21 protein-coding genes are annotated in these 24,259 nt (G+C 61.6%); 16 read left to right on the top strand and 5 right to left on the bottom strand.

Annotation, left to right across the window (positions count from 1 at the left end):
* Window positions 1-90: 90 nt before the first annotated feature.
* Both VGH41_RS16675 and uraH read right to left on the bottom strand, forming a co-directional pair.
* Window positions 91-1,284, bottom strand: a complete 1,194-nt coding sequence (locus tag VGH41_RS16675) for a urate hydroxylase PuuD (protein WP_331598596.1) — start codon at window positions 1,282-1,284, stop codon at window positions 91-93.
* 183 nt (window positions 1,285-1,467) lie between these two features.
* On the bottom strand, window positions 1,468-1,821 hold the full coding sequence (gene uraH / locus VGH41_RS16680; RefSeq protein WP_331598597.1) for a hydroxyisourate hydrolase: 354 nt from the start codon (window positions 1,819-1,821) through the stop codon (window positions 1,468-1,470).
* A 570-nt stretch (window positions 1,822-2,391) separates the two neighbouring features.
* Between uraH and VGH41_RS16685 the strand changes: the two genes are divergently transcribed.
* Window positions 2,392-3,792, top strand: coding sequence for an 8-oxoguanine deaminase (locus VGH41_RS16685; protein WP_414696673.1), 1,401 nt, complete (start codon window positions 2,392-2,394; stop codon window positions 3,790-3,792).
* Window positions 3,793-3,878: 86 nt separating this feature from the next.
* On the opposite strand, the gene VGH41_RS16690 is transcribed toward VGH41_RS16685, so the two are convergent.
* Complete coding sequence (locus VGH41_RS16690) at window positions 3,879-4,811, bottom strand: LysR substrate-binding domain-containing protein (RefSeq protein ID WP_331598598.1); 933 nt, start codon at window positions 4,809-4,811, stop codon at window positions 3,879-3,881.
* 261 nt (window positions 4,812-5,072) lie between these two features.
* On the opposite strand from VGH41_RS16690, the gene VGH41_RS16695 reads away from it, so the two are divergent.
* The 4 genes from VGH41_RS16695 (at window position 5,073) to VGH41_RS16710 (ending at window position 9,993) form a co-directional block, all read left to right on the top strand.
* Complete coding sequence (locus VGH41_RS16695; RefSeq protein ID WP_331598599.1) at window positions 5,073-6,677, top strand: ABC transporter ATP-binding protein; 1,605 nt, start codon at window positions 5,073-5,075, stop codon at window positions 6,675-6,677.
* 75 nt (window positions 6,678-6,752) lie between these two features.
* A complete protein-coding gene (locus VGH41_RS16700; protein ID WP_331598600.1) occupies window positions 6,753-7,871 on the top strand; it encodes an ABC transporter permease in 1,119 nt (372 codons plus the stop codon).
* A gap of 18 nt (window positions 7,872-7,889) precedes the next feature.
* Window positions 7,890-8,819: an ABC transporter permease gene (locus tag VGH41_RS16705; protein WP_331598601.1), complete on the top strand. Its 930-nt coding sequence runs from the start codon at window positions 7,890-7,892 to the stop codon at window positions 8,817-8,819.
* A 79-nt stretch (window positions 8,820-8,898) separates the two neighbouring features.
* Window positions 8,899-9,993: a BMP family ABC transporter substrate-binding protein gene (locus tag VGH41_RS16710; RefSeq protein WP_331598602.1), complete on the top strand. Its 1,095-nt coding sequence runs from the start codon at window positions 8,899-8,901 to the stop codon at window positions 9,991-9,993.
* 142 nt (window positions 9,994-10,135) lie between these two features.
* On the opposite strand, the gene VGH41_RS16715 is transcribed toward VGH41_RS16710, so the two are convergent.
* Window positions 10,136-10,342: a dodecin gene (locus tag VGH41_RS16715; protein ID WP_331598603.1), complete on the bottom strand. Its 207-nt coding sequence runs from the start codon at window positions 10,340-10,342 to the stop codon at window positions 10,136-10,138.
* 221 nt (window positions 10,343-10,563) lie between these two features.
* On the opposite strand from VGH41_RS16715, the gene VGH41_RS16720 reads away from it, so the two are divergent.
* The 7 genes from VGH41_RS16720 (at window position 10,564) to VGH41_RS16750 (ending at window position 18,447) form a co-directional block, all read left to right on the top strand.
* Entirely contained in the window at window positions 10,564-12,156 is a 1,593-nt protein-coding gene (locus VGH41_RS16720) for an ABC-F family ATPase (RefSeq protein ID WP_331598604.1), read from the top strand.
* Between the two features lie 361 nt (window positions 12,157-12,517).
* Window positions 12,518-13,411, top strand: coding sequence for a ubiquinol oxidase subunit II (gene cyoA, locus VGH41_RS16725; RefSeq protein WP_331598605.1), 894 nt, complete (start codon window positions 12,518-12,520; stop codon window positions 13,409-13,411).
* Window positions 13,412-13,414: 3 nt separating this feature from the next.
* Window positions 13,415-15,424: a cytochrome o ubiquinol oxidase subunit I gene (gene cyoB / locus VGH41_RS16730; protein ID WP_331598606.1), complete on the top strand. Its 2,010-nt coding sequence runs from the start codon at window positions 13,415-13,417 to the stop codon at window positions 15,422-15,424.
* On the top strand, window positions 15,424-16,032 hold the full coding sequence (gene cyoC, locus VGH41_RS16735) for a cytochrome o ubiquinol oxidase subunit III (protein ID WP_331598607.1): 609 nt from the start codon (window positions 15,424-15,426) through the stop codon (window positions 16,030-16,032). The genes cyoB and cyoC overlap by 1 nt, the downstream gene beginning before the upstream one ends.
* The gene (gene cyoD, locus VGH41_RS16740; protein ID WP_331598608.1) at window positions 16,033-16,365 is read left to right on the top strand and encodes a cytochrome o ubiquinol oxidase subunit IV; all 333 of its coding nucleotides are present in this window, start codon (window positions 16,033-16,035) and stop codon (window positions 16,363-16,365) included.
* A gap of 155 nt (window positions 16,366-16,520) precedes the next feature.
* Window positions 16,521-17,711: a nitronate monooxygenase family protein gene (locus tag VGH41_RS16745; RefSeq protein WP_331598609.1), complete on the top strand. Its 1,191-nt coding sequence runs from the start codon at window positions 16,521-16,523 to the stop codon at window positions 17,709-17,711.
* Window positions 17,712-17,850: 139 nt separating this feature from the next.
* On the top strand, window positions 17,851-18,447 hold the full coding sequence (locus tag VGH41_RS16750) for an OmpW/AlkL family protein (RefSeq protein WP_414696674.1): 597 nt from the start codon (window positions 17,851-17,853) through the stop codon (window positions 18,445-18,447).
* Window positions 18,448-18,471: 24 nt separating this feature from the next.
* Here VGH41_RS16750 and VGH41_RS16755 read toward each other — a convergent pair whose 3' ends face one another.
* Entirely contained in the window at window positions 18,472-18,675 is a 204-nt protein-coding gene (locus tag VGH41_RS16755) for a DUF1289 domain-containing protein (protein WP_331598611.1), read from the bottom strand.
* Between the two features lie 541 nt (window positions 18,676-19,216).
* Here VGH41_RS16755 and VGH41_RS16760 point away from each other — a divergent pair.
* From VGH41_RS16760 to VGH41_RS16775, 4 genes are all read left to right on the top strand, one after another.
* Window positions 19,217-20,317: a polyamine ABC transporter substrate-binding protein gene (locus tag VGH41_RS16760; RefSeq protein ID WP_331598612.1), complete on the top strand. Its 1,101-nt coding sequence runs from the start codon at window positions 19,217-19,219 to the stop codon at window positions 20,315-20,317.
* A gap of 99 nt (window positions 20,318-20,416) precedes the next feature.
* Window positions 20,417-21,583, top strand: coding sequence for an ABC transporter ATP-binding protein (locus VGH41_RS16765; protein WP_331598613.1), 1,167 nt, complete (start codon window positions 20,417-20,419; stop codon window positions 21,581-21,583).
* Complete coding sequence (locus VGH41_RS16770) at window positions 21,580-22,509, top strand: ABC transporter permease subunit (RefSeq protein ID WP_331598614.1); 930 nt, start codon at window positions 21,580-21,582, stop codon at window positions 22,507-22,509. Before VGH41_RS16765 ends, VGH41_RS16770 begins: the two co-directional genes overlap by 4 nt.
* Entirely contained in the window at window positions 22,509-23,327 is an 819-nt protein-coding gene (locus VGH41_RS16775; protein ID WP_331598619.1) for an ABC transporter permease subunit, read from the top strand. The genes VGH41_RS16770 and VGH41_RS16775 overlap by 1 nt, the downstream gene beginning before the upstream one ends.
* Window positions 23,328-24,259: the final 932 nt, after the last annotated feature.

Raw genomic sequence — 24,259 nt, forward strand, 5'->3', positions numbered from 1 at the left:
AACCAAAACGGGCTTCCCGCTCACGCGAAAAGCCCGCTTGCTCACCACAGGCGCACCGAACATCGCATTGCCCGGCGGCGCCGCCCAACCTTACTTCACCGCGCCACCCTGAAACCATGCGGCAATCTTCTGCCGCTCGTCATCGGTCATATGCGTGACGTTGCCCAGCGGCATCGCTTTCAAGGTCACCGCCTGCTGATACAGGCGCTGGGCATTCTGCGAGATTTCGTCCGGCGTATCGAACATCACGCCGGCCGGCGCGCTGCCCATCAGCGTGGGATGCGCCGAGTGACACGCCGCGCAGCGTTGCTGCAGGATCGGCGCAATGTCGGCCACTTTCAGCGTCGGCGCATTGGCCGCCTCGGCTGTCGCGACCACTGGCCGCGGCATCGTCCAGAAGAGGGCGCAGAACATCAGCACGATGCCCACCAGCGGCAGATACCACAGCACCTGACCACGGTGTCGCATCACGAAGAACTGCCGGATCAGCGCGCCGGCCAGCATGATAATCACGAGCACGGCCCAGTTGTACGGATGCGTGTACGTCATCGCATAGTGGTTCGACAGCATGGCGAACACCACCGGCAACGTGAAATATGTGTTGTGCACCGAGCGTTGCTTGCCGCGCTTGCCATAGATGGGGTTCGGGGTATTGCCCTTGAGCATCGCGTCGACCATCTTGCGCTGGCCTGGAATGATCACGAAGAACACGTTCGCCGACATGATCGTCGCGAGCATCGCGCCCATGATCAGGTACGCCGCGCGGCCCGCGAAGATATGGCAGGCAAGCCATGCAGCGATCAGCACATAGATGCCGACGCAAATTCCGAGCACGCGGTCCTTGTTGCCCAGCAGGCGGCACAGCGAGTCATACACGATCCAGCCCGCCGCGAGAAAGCCAAGCGCGGATGCGACCGCAACCACCGGACCCATATCCATCACGTTCTTGTCGATCAGATAGGTGCTCGGCGAGAACAGGTACAGCACGGTGAAGAGCGACGCACCGGATAGCCACGTGGTGTACGACGGCCACTTCGACCAGTGCAGATCGTCCGGCATTTCGGGCGGCGCGACGGTGTACTTCTGCATGTTGTAGAAGCCGCCGCCGTGCACGTGCCACAGTTCACCGAATACGCCGCGCCGGCGCTGGTTCGGGTCGGTGGGCGGTTTCAGGCTGTTGTCGAGCGCGACGAAATAGAACGACTCGCCAATCCATGCAATTGCGGCGACGACGTGAAACCAGCGCAACGCCAGGTTCAGCCAGTCAGTGATAAAGCCTTCCATGACACTCCTCCAACTCTGATTCGTTGTACGCGCGACGGGCACGGGTTTCGTTCAGGCTTCGCTACGGCAATCAACCCCACGCCCGCTTGCTCCGCTCGCGCACACTGCTGATAAAGGACGCGGTGCGCTCAGTTCGCAGCGCGCCTGGCTGCATTCAATAGCGGGGTCCTTCAGTTGCGCTATCTAGCTGCCTCTGTAAGTGCTGTACGACCAGGGCGACACCAGCAGCGGCACGTGATAGTGCGCAGCCGCGTCCGCAATACCAAAGCGCAGCACGACCCGATCGACGAAACGCGGTTCCGGCACCTTCGTGCCGATTGCCGCGAAGTAATCGCCGGCGCCGAACACGAGTTCGTATTCGCCGGCGACTAACGCGTCGCCTTCGAGCAGCGGCTGGTCGCAGCGGCCGTCGTTATTGGTAAGGGTGGTTTTCAGCGCGCGGCGCGTGTCGCCCGAAAGCGCAAAGAGTTCGACCTTGATGCCCGCGCCGGGACGGCCGTTCGCGGTGTCGAGCACGTGGGTAGTGAGCTTTCCCATTCGCAATTTTCCTTATGTGCATGCGAGGTTTCGGCGGCGGCCCGATCCAGAATACGTTGCGGCGGATCGAGGCTCCACGTCAGTGGCTACATACCCGTCGGCGAATTGAAGCGAGCGCCGTGGGAGCCATTTTAAGAAGGATGTTCCCATTCAAACACGAGCGATAGGAAAGATAAGACCTGGCGCATGACAGCCAGATGAAAGCCTCGCCGCGGCGTCCATCCGCGGCTCGCAAACCCGTATGGCACGGGCTTCGCAGCAGGATTGACCGGCGCCTTGATCCTACCGGCGCCAAAAAAGCCCACTATATCGGCCGTGTGAACTCCAGTATCGCAACGGCGTGAGTTGTCAGGGTTATTTTGGCCATCGAAGGTTATGCCTGTGCGCAGCAGCAATGCCGCGCATCCCGAAGACGGCGCAGCACGCCGGGTAACCGGGCCAACGGCGTTCGAACGGACGCGGCGGCACGGTGCGTGCTGGCCGCATCGCGTTCGAACGACTTTGCATGGGGCCGCGACGGCATGTCGGCACGGCGCGCCGCAACGGCAGCAAACAGGCGGAGAAAGACGAATGACGATGGCGCAACAGGCAACACCCCCCGCGGCAAAACGCGGCAAGACGATGCTGGTCAGGCACGCGGACGTGCTGGTCACGATGGACGGCGCCCGGCGCGAGTTGCGCGACGGCGGCCTGTATATCGAGGACAACCGGATCGTCGCGGTCGGCGCGACGGCAGACCTGCCGCAGAGCGCCGACGAAGTACTGGATATGCATGGCCAGCTGGTGATTCCAGGTCTGATCAATACGCATCACCACATGTATCAAAGCCTGACGCGGGCAATTCCCGCCGCGCAGGACGCGGAGCTGTTCGGCTGGCTGACGAATCTCTACAAGGTATGGGCGAACCTCACGCCGGAGATGATCGAGGTGTCGACGCTCACCGCCATGGCTGAGCTGCTGCTGTCGGGCTGCACGACCTCGAGCGACCATTTGTACATCTACCCGAACGGTAGCCGGCTTGACGACAGCATTGCAGCGGCGCGCCGCATCGGCATGCGCTTTCATGCGAGCCGCGGCAGCATGAGCGTCGGGCAAAAGGACGGCGGCTTGCCGCCCGATTCGGTGGTGGAGCGCGAGCCGGACATCCTGAAGGACACGCAGCGGCTGATCGAGACATATCACGACGATGGGCGCTACGCGATGCTGCGCGTGGTGGTGGCGCCGTGCTCGCCGTTCTCGGTGAGCCGGGATCTGATGCGCGAGTCGGCGGTGCTGGCGCGCCAGTATGGCGTTTCAATGCACACGCACCTGGCCGAGAACGTCAACGACATCGCCTACAGCCGCGAGAAGTTCGGCATGACGCCTGCCGAGTACGCGGAAGATCTGGGCTGGGTGGGCCACGACGTGTGGCACGCGCATTGTGTGCAACTGGATGACGCCGGTATCGAGCTGTTCGCGCGCACCGGCACGGGCGTGGCGCACTGCCCGTGCTCGAATATGCGGCTTGCCTCGGGTATCGCGCCGATCAGGCGCATGCGCCTTGCAGGCGTGCCGGTGGGGCTGGGCGTGGATGGCTCGGCGTCGAACGACGGCGCGCAGATGGTCGCCGAAGTGCGTCAGGCATTGCTGCTGCAGCGGGTCGGTTTCGGTCCGGACGCCATGACCGCGCGTGACGCGCTGGAGATTGCGACGCTGGGCGGCGCGAAGGTGCTCAATCGCGACGACATTGGCGCGCTGGCGCCTGGCATGGCGGCCGACTTCGTGTCGTTCGATCTGCGGCAGCCGTTATTCGCGGGCGCCTTGCACGATCCGGTGGCGGCACTCGTGTTTTGCGCACCGTCGCAGGTGGCGTACAGCGTGATTGGCGGGAAGGTGGTGGTGAAGGACGGACAGTTGACGAGCATGGAACTTGGACCGGTGATCGAGCAGCACAACCGGTTGGCGAAAGCGCTGTATGAGGCCGCGTCCTGAAGCGGTTCGGCGAGGTTCCTGACCGTGCGTGGAATCCACAGCGGATGCCACGCAGTCGAGCGCCCAGGGGGCGCACGACCGAACCGTCAAGGCTTGTCGATCAGCGTTTTGGTCGCCTCGGCCACGAGGCTTCTCAGCCACCGCACTTCATCGGAGTAGTGCACGCGTTCGTGCCACAGCTGGTAGTACTGCATCGGCGGAAAATCGAGCGGCGCGGGCACCACGGTCAGCGGCAGGAATCTGGCGTAGTAGTCGGCAAACAGGCGCGTCGTGGTGAAGATCAGATCGGATTTGATCAGCACATACGGCGCGAGATTGAAGTACGGCAGCGTTACGACCACATGACGCTTGAGACGCTCGCGCGCGAGGTGCACGTCGATCGCGCCGCGTTGGCCCACCGAATAAGGAGTCGGCGCAAGATGCGGGGCATTCAGATACTGGTCGAGCGTCAACCCGCCGCGCTTGGCGAACGGATGCGTGTTGCTCATCAGGCAGACAATCTGGTCGACGAACAGGTTCGACAGATGCAACTGCTCCGGCGGCTCCGGCCAGTTGCCGACCACGATGTCGAGCTTGCCGTCCTCGAGCGCCAGTTCGTAATCGAACGCGGGCCCCAGCGAATGAAATTCCAGCGTCGCATTGGGCGCGGCCTGACGAAAACGCTCCACCACGGTCGGCACGAACAGCACATTCAGATAGTCCGGGCAGCCGATCCGGTAGCAACGAATCGACGTTGCCGGATCGAAGTTGTGCTGCTGGAACTTGATGCGCTCGATTTCGCGCAGCGCGTTCTGCACCGGTTCGAGCAGGCGCAGCCCGTATTCGGTAGGGACCATACCGGACTTGCCGCGCACCAGCAGCGGGTCGCCGGTGATGTCGCGCAAGCGCCGCAAGGCCGCGCTAATGGCAGGTTGCGACTGATTGAGTTTGACGGCCGCACGCGTGACACTGCGCTCCATCAGCAAGGTGTGCAAGACGCGTAATAAGTATGTGTCGATCGCCTCGCGTTGTTGGCTCATGACTTCTCCGAAATATATGTTCTGGCTGATCGAACGGACCGTGGGGTATATCGTTTTTAATATGAACACAAAGCCGCGTCAAGGGAGGGATACCCGCACAGCGTGTGCTGGCGCGGGTTTGCGGGGAATTTTGGCGGCTCGACTGGCGGGGTCGAATTAGGTATTGTCATCCGGCCATGGCCGTGAAGTGGCGCAAACGTCCGGGGCCGGCCGCCCCGTTGCAACTGGCCTTACTGGTGTACGACGGAACCACCGAATCACATGAGCGACTCTTCTACTTATAACGGCGACGCCGCCGCTCATCCCCCAGGAGGGGCGGCCGTGGTGCCGCGCCTCGTGCTGGCGGGCATCAGCAAACAGTACCCGGCCGTGCGTGCCAACGACGACGTTACGCTCGTCGTCGCACCCGGTGAAATCCACGCCGTGCTCGGCGAAAACGGCGCGGGCAAGAGCACCTTGATGAAGATCATCTACGGTGCGGTGCGGCCCGACGCCGGCGAGATCCGCTGGGAAGGGCAAGCGCTCGAGATTACCAGCCCGGCTGCGGCTCGCAAGCTCGGCATTGGCATGGTGTTCCAGCATTTCTTGCTGTTCGAAACGCTGACGGTGGGTGAAAACATCGCCCTCGCGCTGGACGAACCCTTCGATCTGAAGACGCTGGCAAAACGCATCCGGGGAGTCTCGGCGGATTATGGCCTCGACATCGATCCGCAGCGCCACGTGCACAGCCTGACGGTGGGCGAGCGGCAACGTGTCGAGATCGTGCGTTGCCTGCTGCAGAATCCACGCCTGCTGATCATGGATGAACCGACCTCCGTGCTCACGCCGCAGGCGGTCCGCAAGTTGTTCGAAACATTGCGGCGTCTCGCGGCGGAAGGCTGCAGCATTCTCTACATCAGCCATAAGCTGGATGAAATCCAGGAACTGTGCGACACCGCCACGGTGATGCGCGGTGGCCGCGTGACGGGTCACGTGAAGCCGCGCGACGAAACGCATGCGTCGCTCGCGCAGTTGATGGTGGGGCATTCGCTGCCCGACTACACGCGCCGCATGCATACGCCGGGCGACGTGCTGCTCGACGTGAAGCATCTGAGCGCAGCGAGCGACGATCCGTTCGGCACCTCGCTTGACGACGTGTCGTTCAGCGTGCATGCCGGCGAGATCTTCGGCATTGCGGGCGTGTCGGGTAACGGTCAGGCCGAGTTGCTGGCGGCGCTGTCGGGCGAGCAGCGCGGCACACGCGCCGATGCCGTCGCCATCTGCGGCAAGGCGGCGGGCAGGCTCGGTGCAGGGGGGCGGCGCGGGCTCGGCTTCGGTTTCGTGCCGGAGGAGCGCCTGGGTCGTGGCGCGGTGCCGGCCATGTCGCTGGCGGAAAACGCGTTGCTGACCGGGCATCGGCAGAAGATGGTGCGCTCGGGCTGGATCAGGTCCGGCGCGATGCGTGCCTTCGCCAGGAAATGCATCGACGCATTCGACGTGCGCTGCGGCGGCACCGAAGCGCTGGCACAGAGCCTGTCAGGCGGCAATCTGCAGAAGTACATCGTCGGGCGCGAGATCCTGCAGGCGCCGAAGGTGCTGGTGGTCGCGCAGCCCACCTGGGGCGTGGACGTCGGCGCGGCCGCCTTCATTCGGCAACAACTGCTGGATCTGGCGGCACGCGGCGTCGCGATCCTGGTGATCTCCGAAGAACTGGAGGAGCTGTTCGACATTTGCGACCGCATCGCGGTATTGGCGCGGGGTCGTTTGTCGCCGGTGCGTCTGACCGGCGAAACCAATGCGGAAGAAATCGGCCGCTGGATGGCGGGCCTGTTCGGCGGCAAGGAAGAGGGCGCGGCGCCGTCGTCCGAACAGCCGGCGCACGCCTGATGCACGTCTGCTGGCAGGCTTGATGCAGAGCCGATGCCCGACTCGAACCCTAACGTACACCTGACACGCTGACTCATGATCCTTCCGTATCGACTCGAAGCCCGCACCACGCCGTCGCGCACGATGCAGCTCGCCGTGCCGCTGCTCGCCGCCCTGCTCACACTGGTGATCGGCTTCCTGATCTTCGGCCTCGTCGGCCGCGATCCGCTGCAGGCGATGCACGCCTTTTTTATCGAACCGCTCTCGAACGTGAACGGCTGGTCCGAACTGCTGCTGAAAGCGTCGCCGCTCTGCCTGATCGGACTCGGCCTCGCGGTCGGCTATCGGGCCAATGTCTGGAACATCGGCGCCGAAGGGCAGATGGTGCTCGGCGGCATCGCCGCGAGCGGCGTCGCGATCTATTTCGACCAGGCGAGCGGCTGGTGGATTCTGCCCGCCATGATGCTGGCCGGCATCGCCGGCGGCATGGCGTGGGCCGCGATTCCCGCGTTTCTCAAGAGCCGCTACAACACCAACGAAATTCTCACGAGCCTGATGCTCACCTACGTCGCCACGCAGTTGCTGATTTATCTGGTGAGCGGGCCGTGGCGCGATCCGCAGGGCATGAATTTTCCGCTCTCCGAAATGTTCAGCGGTGACGCGCTGTACCCGACATTCTCCGGCGACTGGCACTGGAAATGGCTGCGCGGCACGCGGCTGAATGCATCCATCTTCGTCACGTTGATGGCGATTCCGCTGGTGTGGATTTTCATGCGCAAGAGCTTTGCGGGCTTCCGCATGAACGTGGGCGGTCTCGCGCCGCTCGCCGCCCGCTATGCCGGGTTCTCCGACAAGAAAACCATCTGGAGTTCGCTGCTCATCAGCGGCGCTCTCGCGGGCCTCGCCGGCATGGGGGAAATCGCCGGTCCAATCGGCCAGTTGCAGGCAACCTGGTCGCCGGGTTACGGCTTCACGGCGATCATCGTGGTGTTCGTGGGGCGCCTGCATCCGCTCGGCATCGTGCTGGCCAGCCTGTTGATGGCGCTGCTCTACCTCGGCGGCGAAGCGGTGCAAACCTCGATGCAGCTGCCGCAGGCGCTCTCCGGCGTGTTCCAGGGGCTGCTGCTGTTCTGCCTGCTGGGTGCCGATCTGTTCGTGAACTACCGCGTGCGTCGCCGCTCCGCAACAGTTCATATGGCTAGTCAGGCCCACTGATTTTCCAGACCCGCTCCTATGGATATTCAACAAGCCAGCTCGCTCACGTCGAGCGCCGTCACCGCCGCGATTCCGCTGATGTTCGCGGGCGCGGGTGAACTCGTCACCGAAAAATCGGGGGTCCTCAACCTCGGCGTCGAAGGCATGATGCTGATGGGCGCGGTCAGCGGCTACGCCGTCACGGCCGTCACCGGCAACCCGTGGCTCGGGGTACTTGCGTCGATTGGCGCGGGGCTCGCGATGTCGCTGCTATTCGGCTTCCTCACGCTGACGATGCTCGCCAATCAGGTCGCCACCGGCTTGTCGCTGACCATCTTCGGCATCGGACTGTCGGCGTATGTCGGCAAGCCGTATACCTCGGCAGCGGTGCGCGCCACGATCGAGGTCTGGAACATTCCGCTGCTCTCGAAGATTCCGGTGCTCGGAGCGGCGTTTTTCAGCCTCACGCCGCTCGATTACCTCGCGTTCATCATGTTCGCCGTGATCGGCTGGTTTCTGTACCGCACGCGTGCGGGCCTCGTGCTGCGCTCGGTCGGCGAATCGCCGCAGGTGGCGCACTCGGTGGGTTTTCCGGTGGTCGGCGTGCGTTACGGCGCGGTCGCGTTCGGCGGTGGCATGGCGGGTCTCGCCGGCGGCTACTACTCGATCGTCAATCTGCATCTGTGGCAGGAGCAGCTGACCTCGGGCCGCGGCTGGATCGCGCTGGCGCTCGTGGTGTTTTCCACGTGGCGGCCCGGCCGTCTGCTGATCGGCGCGCTGCTGTTCGGTGCTGTCACCGGTCTGCAGTTTTACGCGCAGGCAATCGGCGTACCGGTGCCCACGCAGTTCCTCGCGATGCTGCCGTATGTTGCGACGATCGTCGTGCTGGTGCTGATCTCGCGCAACCCGAACACGATTCGCCTCAATGCGCCCGCATCGCTCGGCAAGCCGTTTTTTGCGGCGGGCTAGGCATGCCGGCGAGGCTTGCAGCGAAGCAATTTCAGTTGGCAAAACGGTTTGCATAAACCATCACAAGACGGGAGAAAAGATGAAGAGAAGAACTCTGCTGAGCGCTGCGGCGCTGGGCGCCATGTCACTCAGCATGGGCGTCACGCTGTCGCAGACCGCGCAGGCCGCTGATGCACCGGGCGTCGCATTCGTCTACCTCGGCAATCCGGGCGATGCCGGCTGGACCTTCGCGCACGACGCGGGCTCGAAGGAAGCCGAGGAGAAGTTCGGCAGCAAGGTGAAAATCACGCGCGTCGAGAATGTGCCGGAATCGGCCGACTCCGAGCGCGTATTCCGCGATCTGGCCAACAAGGGCAACAAGATCATCATCGGCACGAGCTTCGGTTATCAGGACTTCGAGCTGAAGGTCGCGAAAGATTTCCCGGATACGGTGTTCCTGCACGCTACCGGTTACAAGAAGGCGCCGAACTTCGGCACCTATGACGTGCGCATGTACCAGGGCGCCTATCTGGCGGGCGTCGCCGCCGGCTACGTGACGAAGACCAACACGCTCGGTTTCGTCGCTTCGGTGCCGATTCCTGAAGTGGTCCGCAACATCAACGCCTATACGCTTGGCGCGCGCTCGGTGAATCCGAAGATTCACACGAAGGTCATCTGGATCAACAGCTGGTTCGATCCGGGCAAGGAAAAGCAGGCCGCGGAAACGCTGATCGGGCAGGGCGCGGACGTGCTGCTGCAGAACACCGATTCGAGCGCGACGCTCGCCACGGCTTCGGAAAAGCATGTGCACGCGTTCGGCTGGGATTCGGACATGAAAAAGTTCGGTCCCGACGCGCACCTCGGCTCGGTGGTCGGCCATTGGGGCGTGTATTACGACGCGGCCATCCAGCAGGTGCTGGACGGCAAGTGGAAGAACGATCCGGTGTGGTGGGGGATTCCGCAGAAGGCCGTCAATCTGGAGGACGTCAATACCTCGGCGCTTTCGGCGGCCGGCCAGAAAGATGTCGAGGCGAAACGTGAACAGATTGCCAGCGGCAAGTGGGATGTGTTCACCGGCCCGATCAAGGATCAGGGCGGCGCAGTCAAGGTACCCGCCGGCAAGTCGCTCAGCGACGCCGACCTGCAACGCGTGAACTGGTATGTGGAAGGTGTGGACGGCTCGTTGCCGAAGTGACGGGCATGCGCGCGCGGGCGCTGCCGGCGCGCGCACGATCGACCAGGCGGCGGCACTGCAGCCGCTGCTTTTAGAAGCTGCGGCCTGTGGACGCAGCTTTTTTTTACGTGTGCGCCGATTCGGTCCTGCTTTGGCTCGCGCCTTATTCGATGCGCAGCCCCACCTTGATGGTCACCTGCCAGTGCACCACTTTGTCGTCTTCGATCTGGCCCCGCGTCTCGGTCACCTCGAACCAGTGCAGATTGCGCAGGGTCCTGGAGGCTTTTTCGATGGCGCAGCGGATTGCGTCGTCGCTCGATTTGGTCGATGAGCCGGTCAGCTCGATCTGCTTGTAGACGTGGTCTTTCATGTGCTCCTCCTTCTTCTTCAGGTTCGTGAAAAAAGTATAGGCAATGGCGTCCCGTGCGGACTGCCGGGAGAGGCGCGCGGGGTCAAAACCGGTTATGGACGCTACGAACGACGCTCTGAGGGCCAGGTCCGCGCTCGCGACGGGCCCGGGAGCGGGCTAACGTCTCGATAACCTGCTAAAATGATGGGTTGTTCGCCGCAAATTCATTCAAAGGACGCGCCGTGCTGTCTACCGCAAATATCACCATGCAATTCGGGCCCAAGCCCCTCTTCGAGAACATCTCGGTCAAATTCGGGGAAGGGAACCGCTACGGCCTGATCGGTGCGAACGGCTGCGGCAAATCCACCTTCATGAAGATTCTGGGCAGCGATCTGGAAGCGAGTTCGGGCAACGTAATGCTCGAACCGAACGTGCGCCTCGGTAAGCTGCGTCAGGACCAGTTTGCGTACGAAGACGTGCGCGTGCTCGACGTGGTGATGATGGGTCACACGGAAATGTGGGCCGCCATGACCGAGCGCGACGCGATCTACGCGAACCCGGACGCCACCGATGACGACTACATGCACGCCGCCGAGCTCGAAGCGAAGTTCGCCGAGTACGACGGTTATACGGCCGAAGCGCGCGCCGGCGAACTGCTGCTCGGCATCGGCATTGCCATCGAGGACCACAACGGCCCGATGAGCAACGTGGCGCCGGGCTGGAAGCTGCGCGTGCTGCTGGCACAGGCGCTGTTCTCGAAGCCGGACGTGCTGCTGCTGGACGAGCCGACCAACAACCTGGACATCAACTCGATCCGTTGGCTGGAAGACATGCTCAACCAGTACAACTCGACGATGATCATCATCTCGCACGATCGGCACTTTCTGAACCAGGTCTGCACCCACATGGCGGACATGGACTACGGCACGCTGAAGGTCTATCCGGGCAACTACGACGACTACATGCTGGCCAGCACGCAGGCGCGCGAGCGTCAGCAGAACGCCAACGCCAAGGCAAAGGAACGCGTGGCCGACCTGCAGGACTTCGTGCGCCGCTTCTCGGCCAACAAGTCGAAGGCGCGTCAGGCCACCAGCCGTCTGAAGATGATCGACAAGATCAAGATCGAGGAATTCAAGCCGTCGTCGCGGCAGAATCCGTTTATCCGCTTCGAGTACGAAAAGAAGCTGCACAACATTGCGGTGGTGGCGGACACCATCACGAAGAAATACGACCGGACCATTTTCAGCAATTTCAGCATCAGCGTGCAGCCGGGCGAACGGATTGCCATCATCGGCCAGAACGGCGCGGGCAAAACCACGCTGTTGCGTTCGCTGCTCGGCAAGCTCGCGCTTGAGCACGGCACGGTGAAGTGGGCCGAAAACGCGAATGTCGGTTACATGCCGCAAGACACGTACGAAGAGTTTCCGGACGACGTCACGCTGATGGACTGGATCGACGCCTACCGCAAGGAAGGCGACGACGAGCAGATGGTGCGCGGCACGCTCGGCCGGCTGCTGTTCAATGCCGACGACATCCGCAAGTCCGTGAAGGTGCTTTCGGGCGGCGAGAAGGGCCGCATGATCTGGGGCAAGCTGATGCTGGGCCGCCACAACGTGCTGCTGATGGACGAGCCGACCAACCACATGGACATGGAATCGATCGAGTCGTTGCAGATCGCGCTCGACAAATTCGAAGGCACGCTGATTTTCGTCTCGCACGACCGCGAGTTCGTCAGCGGCCTCGCGAACCGGATCATCGAAGTGCGCACGGACGGCACGCTGTATGACTTCGGCGGCAACTACGAAGAGTTCCTGACGAGCCAGGGCGTGCAGTAAGCCGGACTGTAGCCCAGTCACCGTATTCCCGTTGTACTTGCGTTGTACCTGTCGGCTGGCTTGCCAGCCCGATGGGTGCAGCGCGGATCTCGCGGTCACGCGATTCGATCTGCCTGACTCCCTCCCCAGGTTTCCCGTAGTCCACTTCCGTCGCGTTCACGCAGCGCGGCGGCGACGTTCGTCGTGCGTCGTCAACGCAATCAACAAATATAACAACTCCTTTGCGCTTTCCTTGGCCAGGATCAAATTTCGCCTGAGCCATCTTTCGTAGAATCCGCCGGCATACGCATTTGCATGCGTGGGTTCGTGTGTTGCGAAACTGCAGCCGTTTCGGGGATGGTTCTATGAAAAGCAGGCAAATATGATGAACAAGGGAGTCCTTAACAGGGTGTCGATACCCTTCTGGGCCGCGTTGAGTGCATGTCTTTCCGGGTGCGGCCAGCTGGAGGTGCTCGATCCCAAAGGCAGCATCGGCGCGGCGGAAAAGTCGCTGATCGGCGCGGCAACCTGCACGATGCTCATCGTCGTCGTGCCGGTCATTCTGATGACGCTATGGTTTGCATGGCGCTACCGCGCGAGCAACCGCCGCGCAAAGTACGCGCCGAAATGGGCGCACTCCACGGCGATCGAAGTGGTGATCTGGACCGTGCCCTCCATCATCATTCTGTGTCTCGGCATATTGACCTGGAAAACCACCCATGAACTGGATCCGTACCGGCCCATCCAGTCGGAAGTGAAACCCATCGAGGTCGAAGTCGTCGCGCTCGACTGGAAGTGGCTTTTCATCTATCCGGATCTCGGCATTGCGTCGGTCAATCAACTGGCCTTCCCGGTAGGCACGCCGGTCAACTTCACGATCACGTCCGACTCGGTCATGAACTCGTTCTTCATTCCGCAGCTGGGCAGTCAGATCTATGCGATGGCCGGCATGCAAACGCGCTTGCATCTGGTGGCGGACGAGGCAGGCGACTACGCCGGTGTTTCCGCGAACTTCAGCGGCAAGGGCTTCTCCGACATGAAATTCCGCGCGCTTGCCACGAGCCCCGAGCAATTCAATGCCTGGGTGGAAAAGGTCAAGGGCTCGCCCGGTCAGCTCGACATGAACGAATACAACTCGGTCGCGCAACCGAGCGAGAAAGACCCGGTGCGGTACTTCTCGTCGGTCGATCCGAGGCTGTTCCACAACATCATTGCGAAGTACAACAACGGCCACGTTCTCGATCTGCAGAACAGCAATTGCGGTACGAAGGGGTAACACATGTTCGGAAAACTGACACTTTCGGCAATTCCGTTCGATCAGCCCATCATCATGGGCGCAGGCGCCCTGATGGTGCTGCTGGTGCTGGCGGGTATCGGCGCGCTGAGCTGGTTCGGCAAATGGAAATGGCTGTGGCACGAATGGCTCACCAGTGTCGATCACAAGCGCATCGGCGTGATGTACATCGTGGTCGCGGTGCTGATGCTGGTGCGCGGCTTCGTCGACGCCGTCATGATGCGCCTGCAACAGGCATTGGCCTTTGATGCGCCAGGTTACCTGCCGCCGCATCACTACGACCAGATCTTTACGGCCCACGGCGTCATCATGATCTTCTTCATGGCGATGGCGTTGATGGTGGGCCTGTTCAACCTGATCGTGCCGCTGCAGATCGGCGCGCGCGACGTGGCGTTCCCATTCCTGAATTCGCTGTCGTTCTGGATGACGGCGATCAGCGCGATCCTGATCAACCTGTCGCTCGTGATTGGCGAGTTTGCGCAGACCGGCTGGCTCGCGTATCCGCCGTTGTCGGAGCTGAAGTTCAGTCCGGGTGTGGGGGTGGATTACTACATCTGGAGCCTGCAGCTCTCGGGCGTCGGCACGCTGATTACGGCCATCAACTTCTTCGTGACCATCATCAGGATGCGTGCCCCCGGCATGACGCTGATGAAGATGCCGGTGTTCACGTGGACCGCATTGTGCTCGAACGTGCTGATCATGGCGACGTTCCCGATTCTGACCATCGCGCTTGCGCTGCTCGGTCTGGACCGTTACCTCGACATGCACTTCTTCACGAACGAGGCGGGCGGCAACGCCATGCTGTATCTGAACCTGATCTGGGCATGGGGTCACCCTGAAGTCTACATTCTGGTTCTGCCGGCGTTCGGTATCTATTCGGAAGTCGTTGCGACCTTCGCGAAGAAGCCGCTGTTCGGCTACCGCACGATGGTTTATGCGACCTGCGTGATTACAGTGCTGGCCTTCCTCGTGTGGCTGCATCACTTCTTCACGATGGGTTCCGGCGCCGACGTCAACGCATTCTTCGGCATTATGACCATGGTCATCGCCATTCCGACCGGCGTGAAAATCTTCAACTGGCTGTTCACGATCTACCGCGGCCGCCTCGAATTCACGGCGCCCGTGCTGTGGACGATCGGCTTCATGATCACGTTCACCATCGGCGGCATGACCGGTGTGATGATGGCGATTCCGGGCGCGGACTTCGTGCTGCACAACAGTCTGTTCCTGATCGCGCACTTCCATAACGCGATCATCGGCGGCGTGGTGTTCGGCTATCTGGCGGGCTTCCATTTCTGGTTCCCGAAGGCGTTCGGTTTCAAGCTGAACGAAAAGCTCGGCAAGGCTGCGTTCTGGTGCTGGTTCGTGGGCTTCTTCGTGTCGTTCATGCCGTTGTACGTGCTGGGTTTCATGGGCATGACACGCCGTCTGAACCATTACGACAATCCCGCGTGGCATGCATGGCTGATTGTCGCGGCCTGCGGCGTGGCGCTGATCGCGCTGGGCGTGGTTTGCCAGGTGACGCAGGTCGTGGTCAGCGTGCGCAATCGCAACAAGCCGGAGTATCGCGACGTGACGGGTGACCCGTGGAATGGCCGCACCCTCGAATGGGCCACCTCGTCGCCGCCGCCGGTCTATAACTTCGCGACTATTCCGGTAGTGCATGAACTCGACGCATTCGCGCACATGAAGGAAACCGGGCAAGGGCTCGGCAAGGTGGCGGAGTATCGGGACATCCACATGCCGTCGAATACGAGCGCGGGGTTCTTTATCGGGTTGTTCGCCCTCGTGCTCGGCTTTGCCGGTGTGTGGCACATCACCTGGCTCGCAGCCGTCGCGCTGCTCGCCATCATGGCGACGGTGATCGGCCGCAGCTTCCGCGACGACGACGGCTATTTCATCCCGGCCGAAACAGTCCGGGCAATCGAAGAGAAACGCGGCGTGGCCATCCAGCCGAAGCATGAAAGTGCGCTGGACGTTGCGGAGGTGAACTGATGCTGCAAAAAACTAACTTCGCCGCACTCGGCGACCTGGAGCACGAACACGTTCCGTCTCATTCGGTGTTCGGGTTCTGGCTGTACCTGATGACCGACTGCGTGCTGTTTGCCTCGCTGTTCGCGGCTTTCGCCGTGCTGGCTCACCAGTTCGCGGGCGGTCCGACCGGCAAGGATCTGTTCGACATTCCCGGTGTTGCGATGGAAACCGCGGTGCTGCTGCTGAGCAGCATCACCTATGGCTTCGCAATGCTCGGCGCGCACAAGCGGAAGTCGGGCGTCGTGCTCGGCTGGTTGGCAGTTACCTTCGTGCTGGGCGCGACGTTTCTCTGGTTTGAACTGAACGAGTTTTCACATTTGCTTGCAGAAGGCGCGGGTCCGAGCCGCAGCGCTTTTCTGTCGTCGTTCTTCACGCTGGTCGCCACGCACGGCTTGCACGTCACGGTGGGGCTGATCTGGATGGTCGTGCTGGCCGTGCAGATCATCATCAAGCCCGAACTGTCGGAGCGTGAGATCACGCGTCTTTCGTGCCTGAGTCTCTTCTGGCACTTTCTGGATATTGTGTGGATCTGCGTATTTACGTTTGTCTATCTTGGGAGCGTGCTCTAAATGGCTCATTCGCATTCGCTTCATGAAGAAGCGTCGCACGGCAGCGCGCGCGGCTATCTCGTCGGCTTCGTGCTGGCGGTACTGCTGACCGCCGCGTCGTTCTGGCTGGTGATGCACGGTATCTTGCCGCCGCAGTCCGCCATGATCGTGCTGGCCGGTCTCGCACTCGTGCAGATCGTCGTGCATCTGGTGTTTTTTCTGCACCTGAATGCGGCGTCGGGGCAGCGCTGGAACGTGATGGCACTCGTCTATACGGCGCTCGCCGCCGTCATTCTGGTCGGCGGCACGATGTGGGTGATGCACAACGTCAGCATGAACATGATGTCGCGCTAAGCGCGTGCCAGGGGCGGTGATTTCGTGCCGCTCATGATGTCGCTCAAAAGAGCGTGTATCCACGAGGGTGCACGCTCTTTTTCGTTGATGTGCCGCAAGGCGTCGGCCGCGCTATTGGTCACTATCGACGTTTTATCTCGTCGTCAGGCTAGCTCATGTTCTCCACTCATTCGTTTGCTCCGCTCGTGATTCGCGGCCGTCAGCTGTTGCCGATCGTGCAGGGCGGCATGGGCGTCGGCGTCTCGGCGCATCGGCTCGCGGGCAGCGTGGCGCGCGAGGGCGCACTCGGCACGATTGCCAGCATCGATCTGCGTCACCATCACGCGGACCTGATCGAGCAATGCCGCGCCCAGCCGGATCGCGCGACGCTCGAGCGCGCCAACCTCGCCGCGCTCGCACGCGAGATCCACGCAGCCCGCGTGTTGAGCGAAGGGCACGGCATGATTGCCGTCAACGTGATGAAAGCGGTCAAGGCGCACGCCGACTATGTGCGCGTGGCCTGCGAAAGCGGCGCGGATGCGATCGTGATGGGCGCGGGCCTGCCGCTCGATTTGCCCGATCTGACCCAAGGCCACGATATCGCGCTGATTCCGATTCTCTCGGATAGCCGCGGAATCGCCCTGGTGCTGAAGAAGTGGCTGAAGAAGGGCCGCTTGCCCGATGCGATCGTGATCGAACATCCGGCGCATGCGGGCGGCCATCTGGGGGTGACGAACCTCGCCGACATGCACGACGAACGGTTCGACTTCGCACGCGTGTTCGAGGAACTGCAGCCGGTGTTTGCATCGCTGGGCTTGCGGCGCGACGACGTACCGCTGATCGTCGCCGGCGGCATCAATAGTCATGAGGCCGTGCGTGAATGCCTGAGCATGGGGGCGAACGGCGTGCAGATCGGTACGCCGTTCGCCGTTACGGAAGAGGGTGACGCGCATCCCAACTTCAAACGTGTGCTGGCAGAGGCGCGGCCCGAGGACATTGTCGAGTTCGTCAGCGTCACCGGACTGCCGGCGCGCGCCGTGAAGACGCCGTGGCTCATGCGGTATCTGCGCAATGAGACGCGCATCCGCGAGAAGATCGGCGCGCTGAAAGCGGTCTGCCCAACCGCGCTCGAATGCCTGAGTGTGTGCGGTCTGCGCGACGGTATCGAAAAGTTCGGACACTTCTGTATCGACACGCGCCTCGCCGCGGCATTGCGCGGTGACTTGGCGAACGGCCTGTTTTTTCGCGGCCGCGAGGCGCTGCCGTTCGGCACCGCGATTCGCAGCGTGCACGATCTGATCGAATTGTTGCTGACCGGCACGGCGCGACCCGCTGTCGCAGGGCGCTGGGTGTTCTCGCCAGATTGATGGGCGTCAACATCGCGGCGCACGAGAGCTTCGACAATCCCCGAAACAACCTGACAACACAACGGGGAATCCGATGAAAAACACACTGAAAAAGGCAATCAACGCGACGGTGATCGCATCGTGCCTGCTGGGCGGCATCATGGCACTCGCGTCATCGCAAGCTTACGCGGTGGGCGACGACGCGCTGAGCGGCATCCACGCAGGCGACGTGCTCGTGCGCCTGCGCGCGATCAGCATCGTTCCGAACGTGGAAACGCACAACACGTTGTCGGCGCTGAATGTGGGCGTCAACAATGCAACGGTGCCCGAGCTGGATCTGACTTATATGATCCGCGACTCTCTCGGTGTCGAACTGATTCTCGGCACATCGCGGCACCAGCTGACGTCGAGTCTCGGCAATCTGGGCGGCGTCAACGTGCTGCCGCCCACGCTGCTGCTGCAGTATCACTTCAATCACCAGGGGCGCGTCCGGCCGTATCTCGGTGCGGGTATGAACTACACCCTGTTCTACAACAACGGCCTGCACGCAGGCGGTGAGCCGATTGCGATTTCCAATCACAGTTTTGGCCCCGCGCTGCAGGCGGGTGTCGACGTGCAGATCACCCGGTCGGTGTTCGTCAACGCGGACATCAAGAAGATCTGGATGAGAACGGATGCGTCGCTCGGCGGCGAATCGCTGGGCAAGCTGAATATCGACCCGGTCGTAGTGGGGCTGGGCGTCGGCATGCGGTTTTGACAGCCGCGCGTAAGGCGAGGCGCGTCAGAGCTTGTCGTTCTTGAAGCGCATGGCCGTGCCTTCCTGTTCGATGCGCACCCAGACCGCCTGCTTTTCCGCGTCGCTCAGAAAGACCCAGTTGGACACTTCGGTCGCTGTGCGCCCACAGCCCTTGCAGACTTCATCGAACAGGGTTGAGCACACGCCGATGCACGGGCTGTCTGGGAGATCATGAAGATTCGATGCCATCGAAAACCTTGGAGCGGGAAGCCGGGAAGTGCCGCTATGTTAACCGATCCCGCCGCGAGGGCTGCTCGCCGTCCACCGAACAGGGTCTTTGCCGGCGCCGTCCCGTTTCCCCGCCACCCGCTTCACCGCACCGCGTCGTTTGTCGCATTCCGTTGAAAGCTATTCGAATGGATCAGCGGTGCATCCACGTTGCCATATCCCACGGCCTCCACGCATGGATCCTGACACCCGCGGCCTGCTTACGGGCAGAAAATGCCGCAAAAAGCCGCACCCGGCGGGAAACCGTCACCCGGTGAGTTTTTTTCCAGGTGGACAGGCGGCCATAACCCGCTAAAATTGCGCGCAATTTTGTGTCAGCGTGGCATGCTGATTCGCATGCGCTCGCCATCCAGGCTGTACCCTTTGTGCGACAGCCTGGTATTTTTTTTGAAGCGCGCAATAATTAGTGGTAGTTTTCGGGCTTTTAGGGGAGGCGCAGGCGTTGTCCTGTGGCCTATGGAGCGGACGGTCGGCCTGGAGCCGGCCAGGATCGGAGAACGGGATGAAAAAACTGGTGGTGGGCCAACTGGCGGCACTCGTGCTGTGTGCCACGCCTTGGTTGACGGCGGCGGCGAAGGATACGCAATTGAATGTGTATAACTGGTCCGACTACATCGCCAAGGACACAATCCCGAACTTCACCAAGCAGACCGGCGTCCAGGTCAAGTACGACAACTACGACAGTGACGACACGCTACAGGCCAAGCTGCTGACCGGCAACTCCGGCTATGACATCGTCGTCCCGACCAGCAACTACGCCGGCAAGCAGATTGCGGCGGGCATCTTCGCCCCGCTCGACAAATCGAAGCTGCCCAACCTCAAGTATCTCGATCCGTCGCTGATGGCGCTCGTCGCCGGCGCGGATCCGGGCAACAAGTACACGGTGCCCTGGGCTTACGGGACGACCGGTCTCGGTTACAACGTGACCAAGGTCCAGCAGATCCTCGGCAAGGACGTGCCGCTCAACAACTGGGACATCCTCTTCAAGCCGGAGAACATTTCGAAGCTGAAGGCGTGCGGGGTGTCGGTGCTCGATGCGCCTGACCAGATGTTCGCCGCGGCGCTGCACTACATCGGCAAGGATCCGATGAGCACGAACCCGGCCGACTATCGCGCCGCGCTCGACATGATGAAGAAGATCCGCCCGTACATCACGCAGTTCAACTCGTCGGGCTACATCAACGACCTGGTGGGTGGCGACGTGTGCTTCGCGTACGGCTGGTCGGGCGACGTGGTGATCGCCAAGCATCGCGCGGTCGAAGCGAAGAAGCTGTATAAGATCGAGTACTACATTCCGAAGGGCGGCGCACCCGTGTGGTTCGACGTGATGGCCATTCCCAAGGACGCGAAGAACAAGGAAGCCGCGCTCGAGTGGATCAACTACATCGAGACGCCGCAGGTTCACGCCGCGATCACCAACGAGGTCTACTATCCGAGCGCGAACCTCAAAGCGCGCAAGTACGTGGATAAGGACGTGGCCGATGACCCGGCCGTGTACCCGCCGCAAGACGTCATCAAGACGCTGTTCCTGCTCAAGCCGTTGCCGCCGGAAATCCAGCGCCTGCAGACGCGGCTGTGGACCGAGTTCAAGTCCGGCCGTTAATGCCCGTCGCCGCGGTGACCGGCAGTTGAGCCTCATCATGAAGCCCCCGGTGTTCACCGGGGGCTTTGTTCGTCAAACGCTAGAGTGAAGCAGCAAATCATGAGCAGTGACCAGTCGGGTGCGCTGGCAGGGGTCCGCGCAACGCCCTCGGGCAACCATGCCGTTGCAGGCGATGCAGCGGAAAACTTCGTGCAGATCGTCGATGTCGTCAAGAAGTTCGGCGAGACGGTGGCGGTCAAGCAGGTGAACCTGTCGGTGAAGAAGGGCGAACTGTTCGCGCTGCTCGGCAGTTCCGGCTGCGGCAAGTCCACGCTGTTGCGGATGCTGGCCGGCCTCGAGAGCGTGAGCTCAGGCAAGATCCTGATCGACGGCGAGGACCTCGCGCAACTGCCGCCGTATCGTCGGCCGGTCAACATGATGTTCCAGTCGTACGCGCTGTTTCCGCATATGACGGTCGAGGCGAACGTCGCTTTCGGCCTGAAGCAGGAAGGCGTCGCGAAGGCCGAACTCAAGGAGCGCGTGCAAGCCGTGCTGGACCTCGTGCAGATGGGGCGCTTTGCCAAACGCAAGCCGCACCAGTTGTCGGGCGGGCAGCAGCAGCGGGTGGCGCTCGCGCGCAGTCTGATCAAGCGGCCCAAGCTGCTGCTGCTCGACGAGCCGATGTCCGCGCTCGACAAGCAGATTCGTCAGCGCACGCAGATCGAGCTGGTCAACATTCTCGACAAGGTCGGCGTGACCTGCATCATGGTGACGCACGATCAGGAAGAGGCGATGACGATGGCGAGCCGGCTCGCCGTCATGAGCGAAGGCGAGATCGTGCAGCTCGGTACGCCGCACGAAGTGTACGAGTTCCCGAATAGCCGTTTCTCGGCGGAGTTCATCGGCTCGACCAATCTGTTCGACGGCAACGTGGTGGAAGACGAGCCGGACCACGTCTTCATCGAGACCAATGATCTGCCGGTACGGCTGTACGTGAATCACGGCATCACCGGACCGCTCGGCATGCCGGTGACTATTTCCGTGCGTCCCGAGCGCATTGCGCTGACGCGCAAGCCGCCCGAAGGTGCCTTCAACTGGGGCAAGGGCGTCGTCACGAATATTGCTTACATGGGCGGCTACTCGCTGTATCACGTGAAGCTGGACGGCGGCAAGACGGTCGTGGCGAACGTCACGAGTCTCGCGCTCTCCGAGATCGACCCGCCCACGTGGGGCGACGAAGTCTATGTCCGCTGGAGTGCTTCTGCCGGTGTGGTGCTGACGTCATGAAACGCGCGCTGAGCTCTTTTGCGACCTGGCCCGTGCGCCGTTTCGGTCTGACGGGCCGCACGGCTGTGGTGGCCGGGCCGTTCGTCTGGTTGCTGCTGTTTTTCCTCGCGCCGTTCCTGCTGGTGGTGAAGATCAGTTTCGCCGACCTGCAACTGGGCATTCCGCCGTACACGGAACTCACGAGCTTCCAGGACGGCGTGGTGCATATCGCGCTGGACCTGTCGCACTACGCGTTTCTGTTGACCGACAGCCTGTACTTCGCGACCTATGTGAATTCGGTGGTGGTGGCCGCGGTGTCGACGCTGTTTTGCCTGCTGCTCGGCTACCCGATGGCGTACTACATTGCACGCTCGAATCCGGCCACGCGCAACATCCTGATGATGGCGGTGATGCTGCCGTTCTGGACGTCGTTCCTGATCCGCGTGTATGCGTGGATCGGCATTCTGAAGAACAACGGCTTGCTGAATAATTTCCTGATGTCGATCGGGCTGATTCATACGCCGATCGAGCTGTATCACACCAACACGGCGGTTTATATCGGCATGGTGTATTCGTATTTGCCGTTTCTCGTGATGCCGCTCTACGCGCACCTGGTGAAGATGGACATCACATTGCTGGAAGCCGCCTACGACCTGGGCGCGAAGCCATGGAAGGCGTTCTGGCAGATCACCTTGCCGCTGTCGAAGAACGGCATTATTGCCGGCTGCCTGCTGGTGTTCATTCCGGCAGTGGGCGAGTACGTGATTCCGGAACTGCTGGGCGGCGCGAACACGCTGATGATTGGCCGGGTGATGTGGAATGAGTTCTTTGACAACGCGGACTGGCCGATGGCCTCTGCGGTGACGTGCGCGATGGTGTTGCTGCTGCTGGTGCCGATGGCGTTCTTCCAGTATGCGCAGGCGAAGACGCTGGAGGAAAGGCGCTGATGAAGCCGAATCGCATTTTGCAGATCGTGGCGCTCGGGATTGGCTTTCTGTTCCTGTATATCCCGATTGTGAGCCTGGTGGTGTACTCGTTCAACGAGTCGCAACTGGTGACGGTGTGGACGCATTTTTCGACGCGCTGGTATGCGGCGTTGCTGCAGGACGACGAGCTGATTGCGGCGGCCTGGTTGTCGTTGCGCATTGGTTTGATGACGGCGTTTGCGTCGGTGTTCATTGGCACATGGGCGGGGTTTGTGCTGGCTCGGATGGGGCGCTTTCGCGGCTTTACCCTGTACACCGGGATGATCAATGCGCCGCTGGTCATTCCTGAGGTGATTCAGGGGATCTCGCTGCTGCTGCTGTTCATCGAAATGGCGAAGTGGCTTGGATGGCCGGCCGGTCGTGGCGTGTTCACGATCTGGATCGGGCATGTGATGCTGTGTATTTCTTACGTGGCGATCATCGTGCAGTCGCGGGTTCGGGAGTTGCATCCTTCACTGGAGGAAGCGGCACTCGATCTCGGGGCTACGCCGTTGCGGGTGTTTTTCTTCATTACGTTGCCGTTGATTTCGCAAGCGCTGGTTGCCGGGTGGCTGTTGTCCTTCACTTTGTCGATCGACGATCTCGTGTTGTCTGCGTTTTTGTCCGGGCCTGGGTCGACTACCTTGCCTCTTGTTGTTTTCTCCCGTGTGAGGCTTGGGTTGAATCCGGAGATGAATGCGCTTGCTACGTTGTTTATTGCGGTGGTCACGGTCGGTGTGATCGTTGGCAATTATTTTATGCAGCGGGGGGAGAGGAAGCGGATGGCCATGGCGGTTTGAGGTTTTTTTGCCTGCGGCGCTGGTTACCTAACGACGTTGGCCTTGTTCTGCTTTTTTTCTGTTGGCTTCGCTGTTTGACTGTTTGCCTACGGCGTTGGCCTTTCCTTGATTTGTTAGTGGTCTATTAGCTTCGCCCCTGTGCGGGGCGGCACCTACTTTCTTTGCCGCCGCAAAGAAAGTAGGCAAAGAAAGCGGGCTTCCAACCGCCAGCCAGTAGGTGTCCACCTCGCCACTCACGCGGCATGGGTCCGAGACGAGACCGTCCCTCGCGCAACTCGTCTCAGTGACAAGGCACTCATTCATCCCACTCCGCACTTCGTGCGTCGCGGATGGGGTCGCATGGGAAAGCGGGTGCGTCTTCGCGGGTTGTGCGGCTCACTCCCATTTGCCGCCGGGTTGTCACTGGGCTGCCGCGTATTTGCCAATTGTTTGTAGCCCGGCTGGCCGCCTGCCGCCTGCTGGGTCGCGCACGGCCAACCCACCAGCTCTGGCAGAAGGACGGTTATGCCCGGCGGCGGGGCGCGGAGCGCGACGCTGGAGCGGATGAGTGCTTTGTCATGCAGGCATACTGTACGAGGGCGGATCTCGTGTTGGGCCGTTTCCGGTACACGACAGAGATGGACACTTATGGGCTAGCGGTTGGAAGCCCGCTTTCTTTGCTTACTTTCTTTGCGGCGGCAAAGAAAGTAAGTGCCGCCCCGCACAGGGGCGAAGCTAATAGACCACTAAGAATACAAGGAAAGGCCAACGCCGTAGGCAAGCAAAAAATCAAGGCAAGGCCAACGCCGCGAGCAAACAGCACCGCAGGCAAACAACCAAAACCCAACCCCAACAAACCAGAAGCAAATCAAGCAACACCCAAAAAACCAGGCACTCCGACCCAAACGCGCAGGCAAAAAAAATCCCCACACCTCATCAAGCCAAAATGAAAT

Origin of the sequence: Paraburkholderia sp., from assembly GCF_036488795.1 — a bacterium.
Classification (GTDB): domain Bacteria; phylum Pseudomonadota; class Gammaproteobacteria; order Burkholderiales; family Burkholderiaceae; genus Paraburkholderia.

Coding starts and splice junctions, on each gene's coding strand:
- VGH41_RS16675 (WP_331598596.1), bottom strand. CDS start 1,284: ATGGAAGGCTTTATCACTGACTGGCTGAACCTGGCGTTGCGCTGGTTT.
- uraH (WP_331598597.1), bottom strand. CDS start 1,821: ATGGGAAAGCTCACTACCCACGTGCTCGACACCGCGAACGGCCGTCCC.
- VGH41_RS16685 (WP_414696673.1), top strand. CDS start 2,392: ATGACGATGGCGCAACAGGCAACACCCCCCGCGGCAAAACGCGGCAAG.
- VGH41_RS16690 (WP_331598598.1), bottom strand. CDS start 4,811: ATGAGCCAACAACGCGAGGCGATCGACACATACTTATTACGCGTCTTG.
- VGH41_RS16695 (WP_331598599.1), top strand. CDS start 5,073: ATGAGCGACTCTTCTACTTATAACGGCGACGCCGCCGCTCATCCCCCA.
- VGH41_RS16700 (WP_331598600.1), top strand. CDS start 6,753: ATGATCCTTCCGTATCGACTCGAAGCCCGCACCACGCCGTCGCGCACG.
- VGH41_RS16705 (WP_331598601.1), top strand. CDS start 7,890: ATGGATATTCAACAAGCCAGCTCGCTCACGTCGAGCGCCGTCACCGCC.
- VGH41_RS16710 (WP_331598602.1), top strand. CDS start 8,899: ATGAAGAGAAGAACTCTGCTGAGCGCTGCGGCGCTGGGCGCCATGTCA.
- VGH41_RS16715 (WP_331598603.1), bottom strand. CDS start 10,342: ATGAAAGACCACGTCTACAAGCAGATCGAGCTGACCGGCTCATCGACC.
- cyoA (WP_331598605.1), top strand. CDS start 12,518: ATGATGAACAAGGGAGTCCTTAACAGGGTGTCGATACCCTTCTGGGCC.
- cyoB (WP_331598606.1), top strand. CDS start 13,415: ATGTTCGGAAAACTGACACTTTCGGCAATTCCGTTCGATCAGCCCATC.
- cyoC (WP_331598607.1), top strand. CDS start 15,424: ATGCTGCAAAAAACTAACTTCGCCGCACTCGGCGACCTGGAGCACGAA.
- cyoD (WP_331598608.1), top strand. CDS start 16,033: ATGGCTCATTCGCATTCGCTTCATGAAGAAGCGTCGCACGGCAGCGCG.
- VGH41_RS16745 (WP_331598609.1), top strand. CDS start 16,521: ATGTTCTCCACTCATTCGTTTGCTCCGCTCGTGATTCGCGGCCGTCAG.
- VGH41_RS16750 (WP_414696674.1), top strand. CDS start 17,851: ATGGCACTCGCGTCATCGCAAGCTTACGCGGTGGGCGACGACGCGCTG.
- VGH41_RS16755 (WP_331598611.1), bottom strand. CDS start 18,675: ATGGCATCGAATCTTCATGATCTCCCAGACAGCCCGTGCATCGGCGTG.
- VGH41_RS16760 (WP_331598612.1), top strand. CDS start 19,217: ATGAAAAAACTGGTGGTGGGCCAACTGGCGGCACTCGTGCTGTGTGCC.
- VGH41_RS16765 (WP_331598613.1), top strand. CDS start 20,417: ATGAGCAGTGACCAGTCGGGTGCGCTGGCAGGGGTCCGCGCAACGCCC.
- VGH41_RS16770 (WP_331598614.1), top strand. CDS start 21,580: ATGAAACGCGCGCTGAGCTCTTTTGCGACCTGGCCCGTGCGCCGTTTC.
- VGH41_RS16775 (WP_331598619.1), top strand. CDS start 22,509: ATGAAGCCGAATCGCATTTTGCAGATCGTGGCGCTCGGGATTGGCTTT.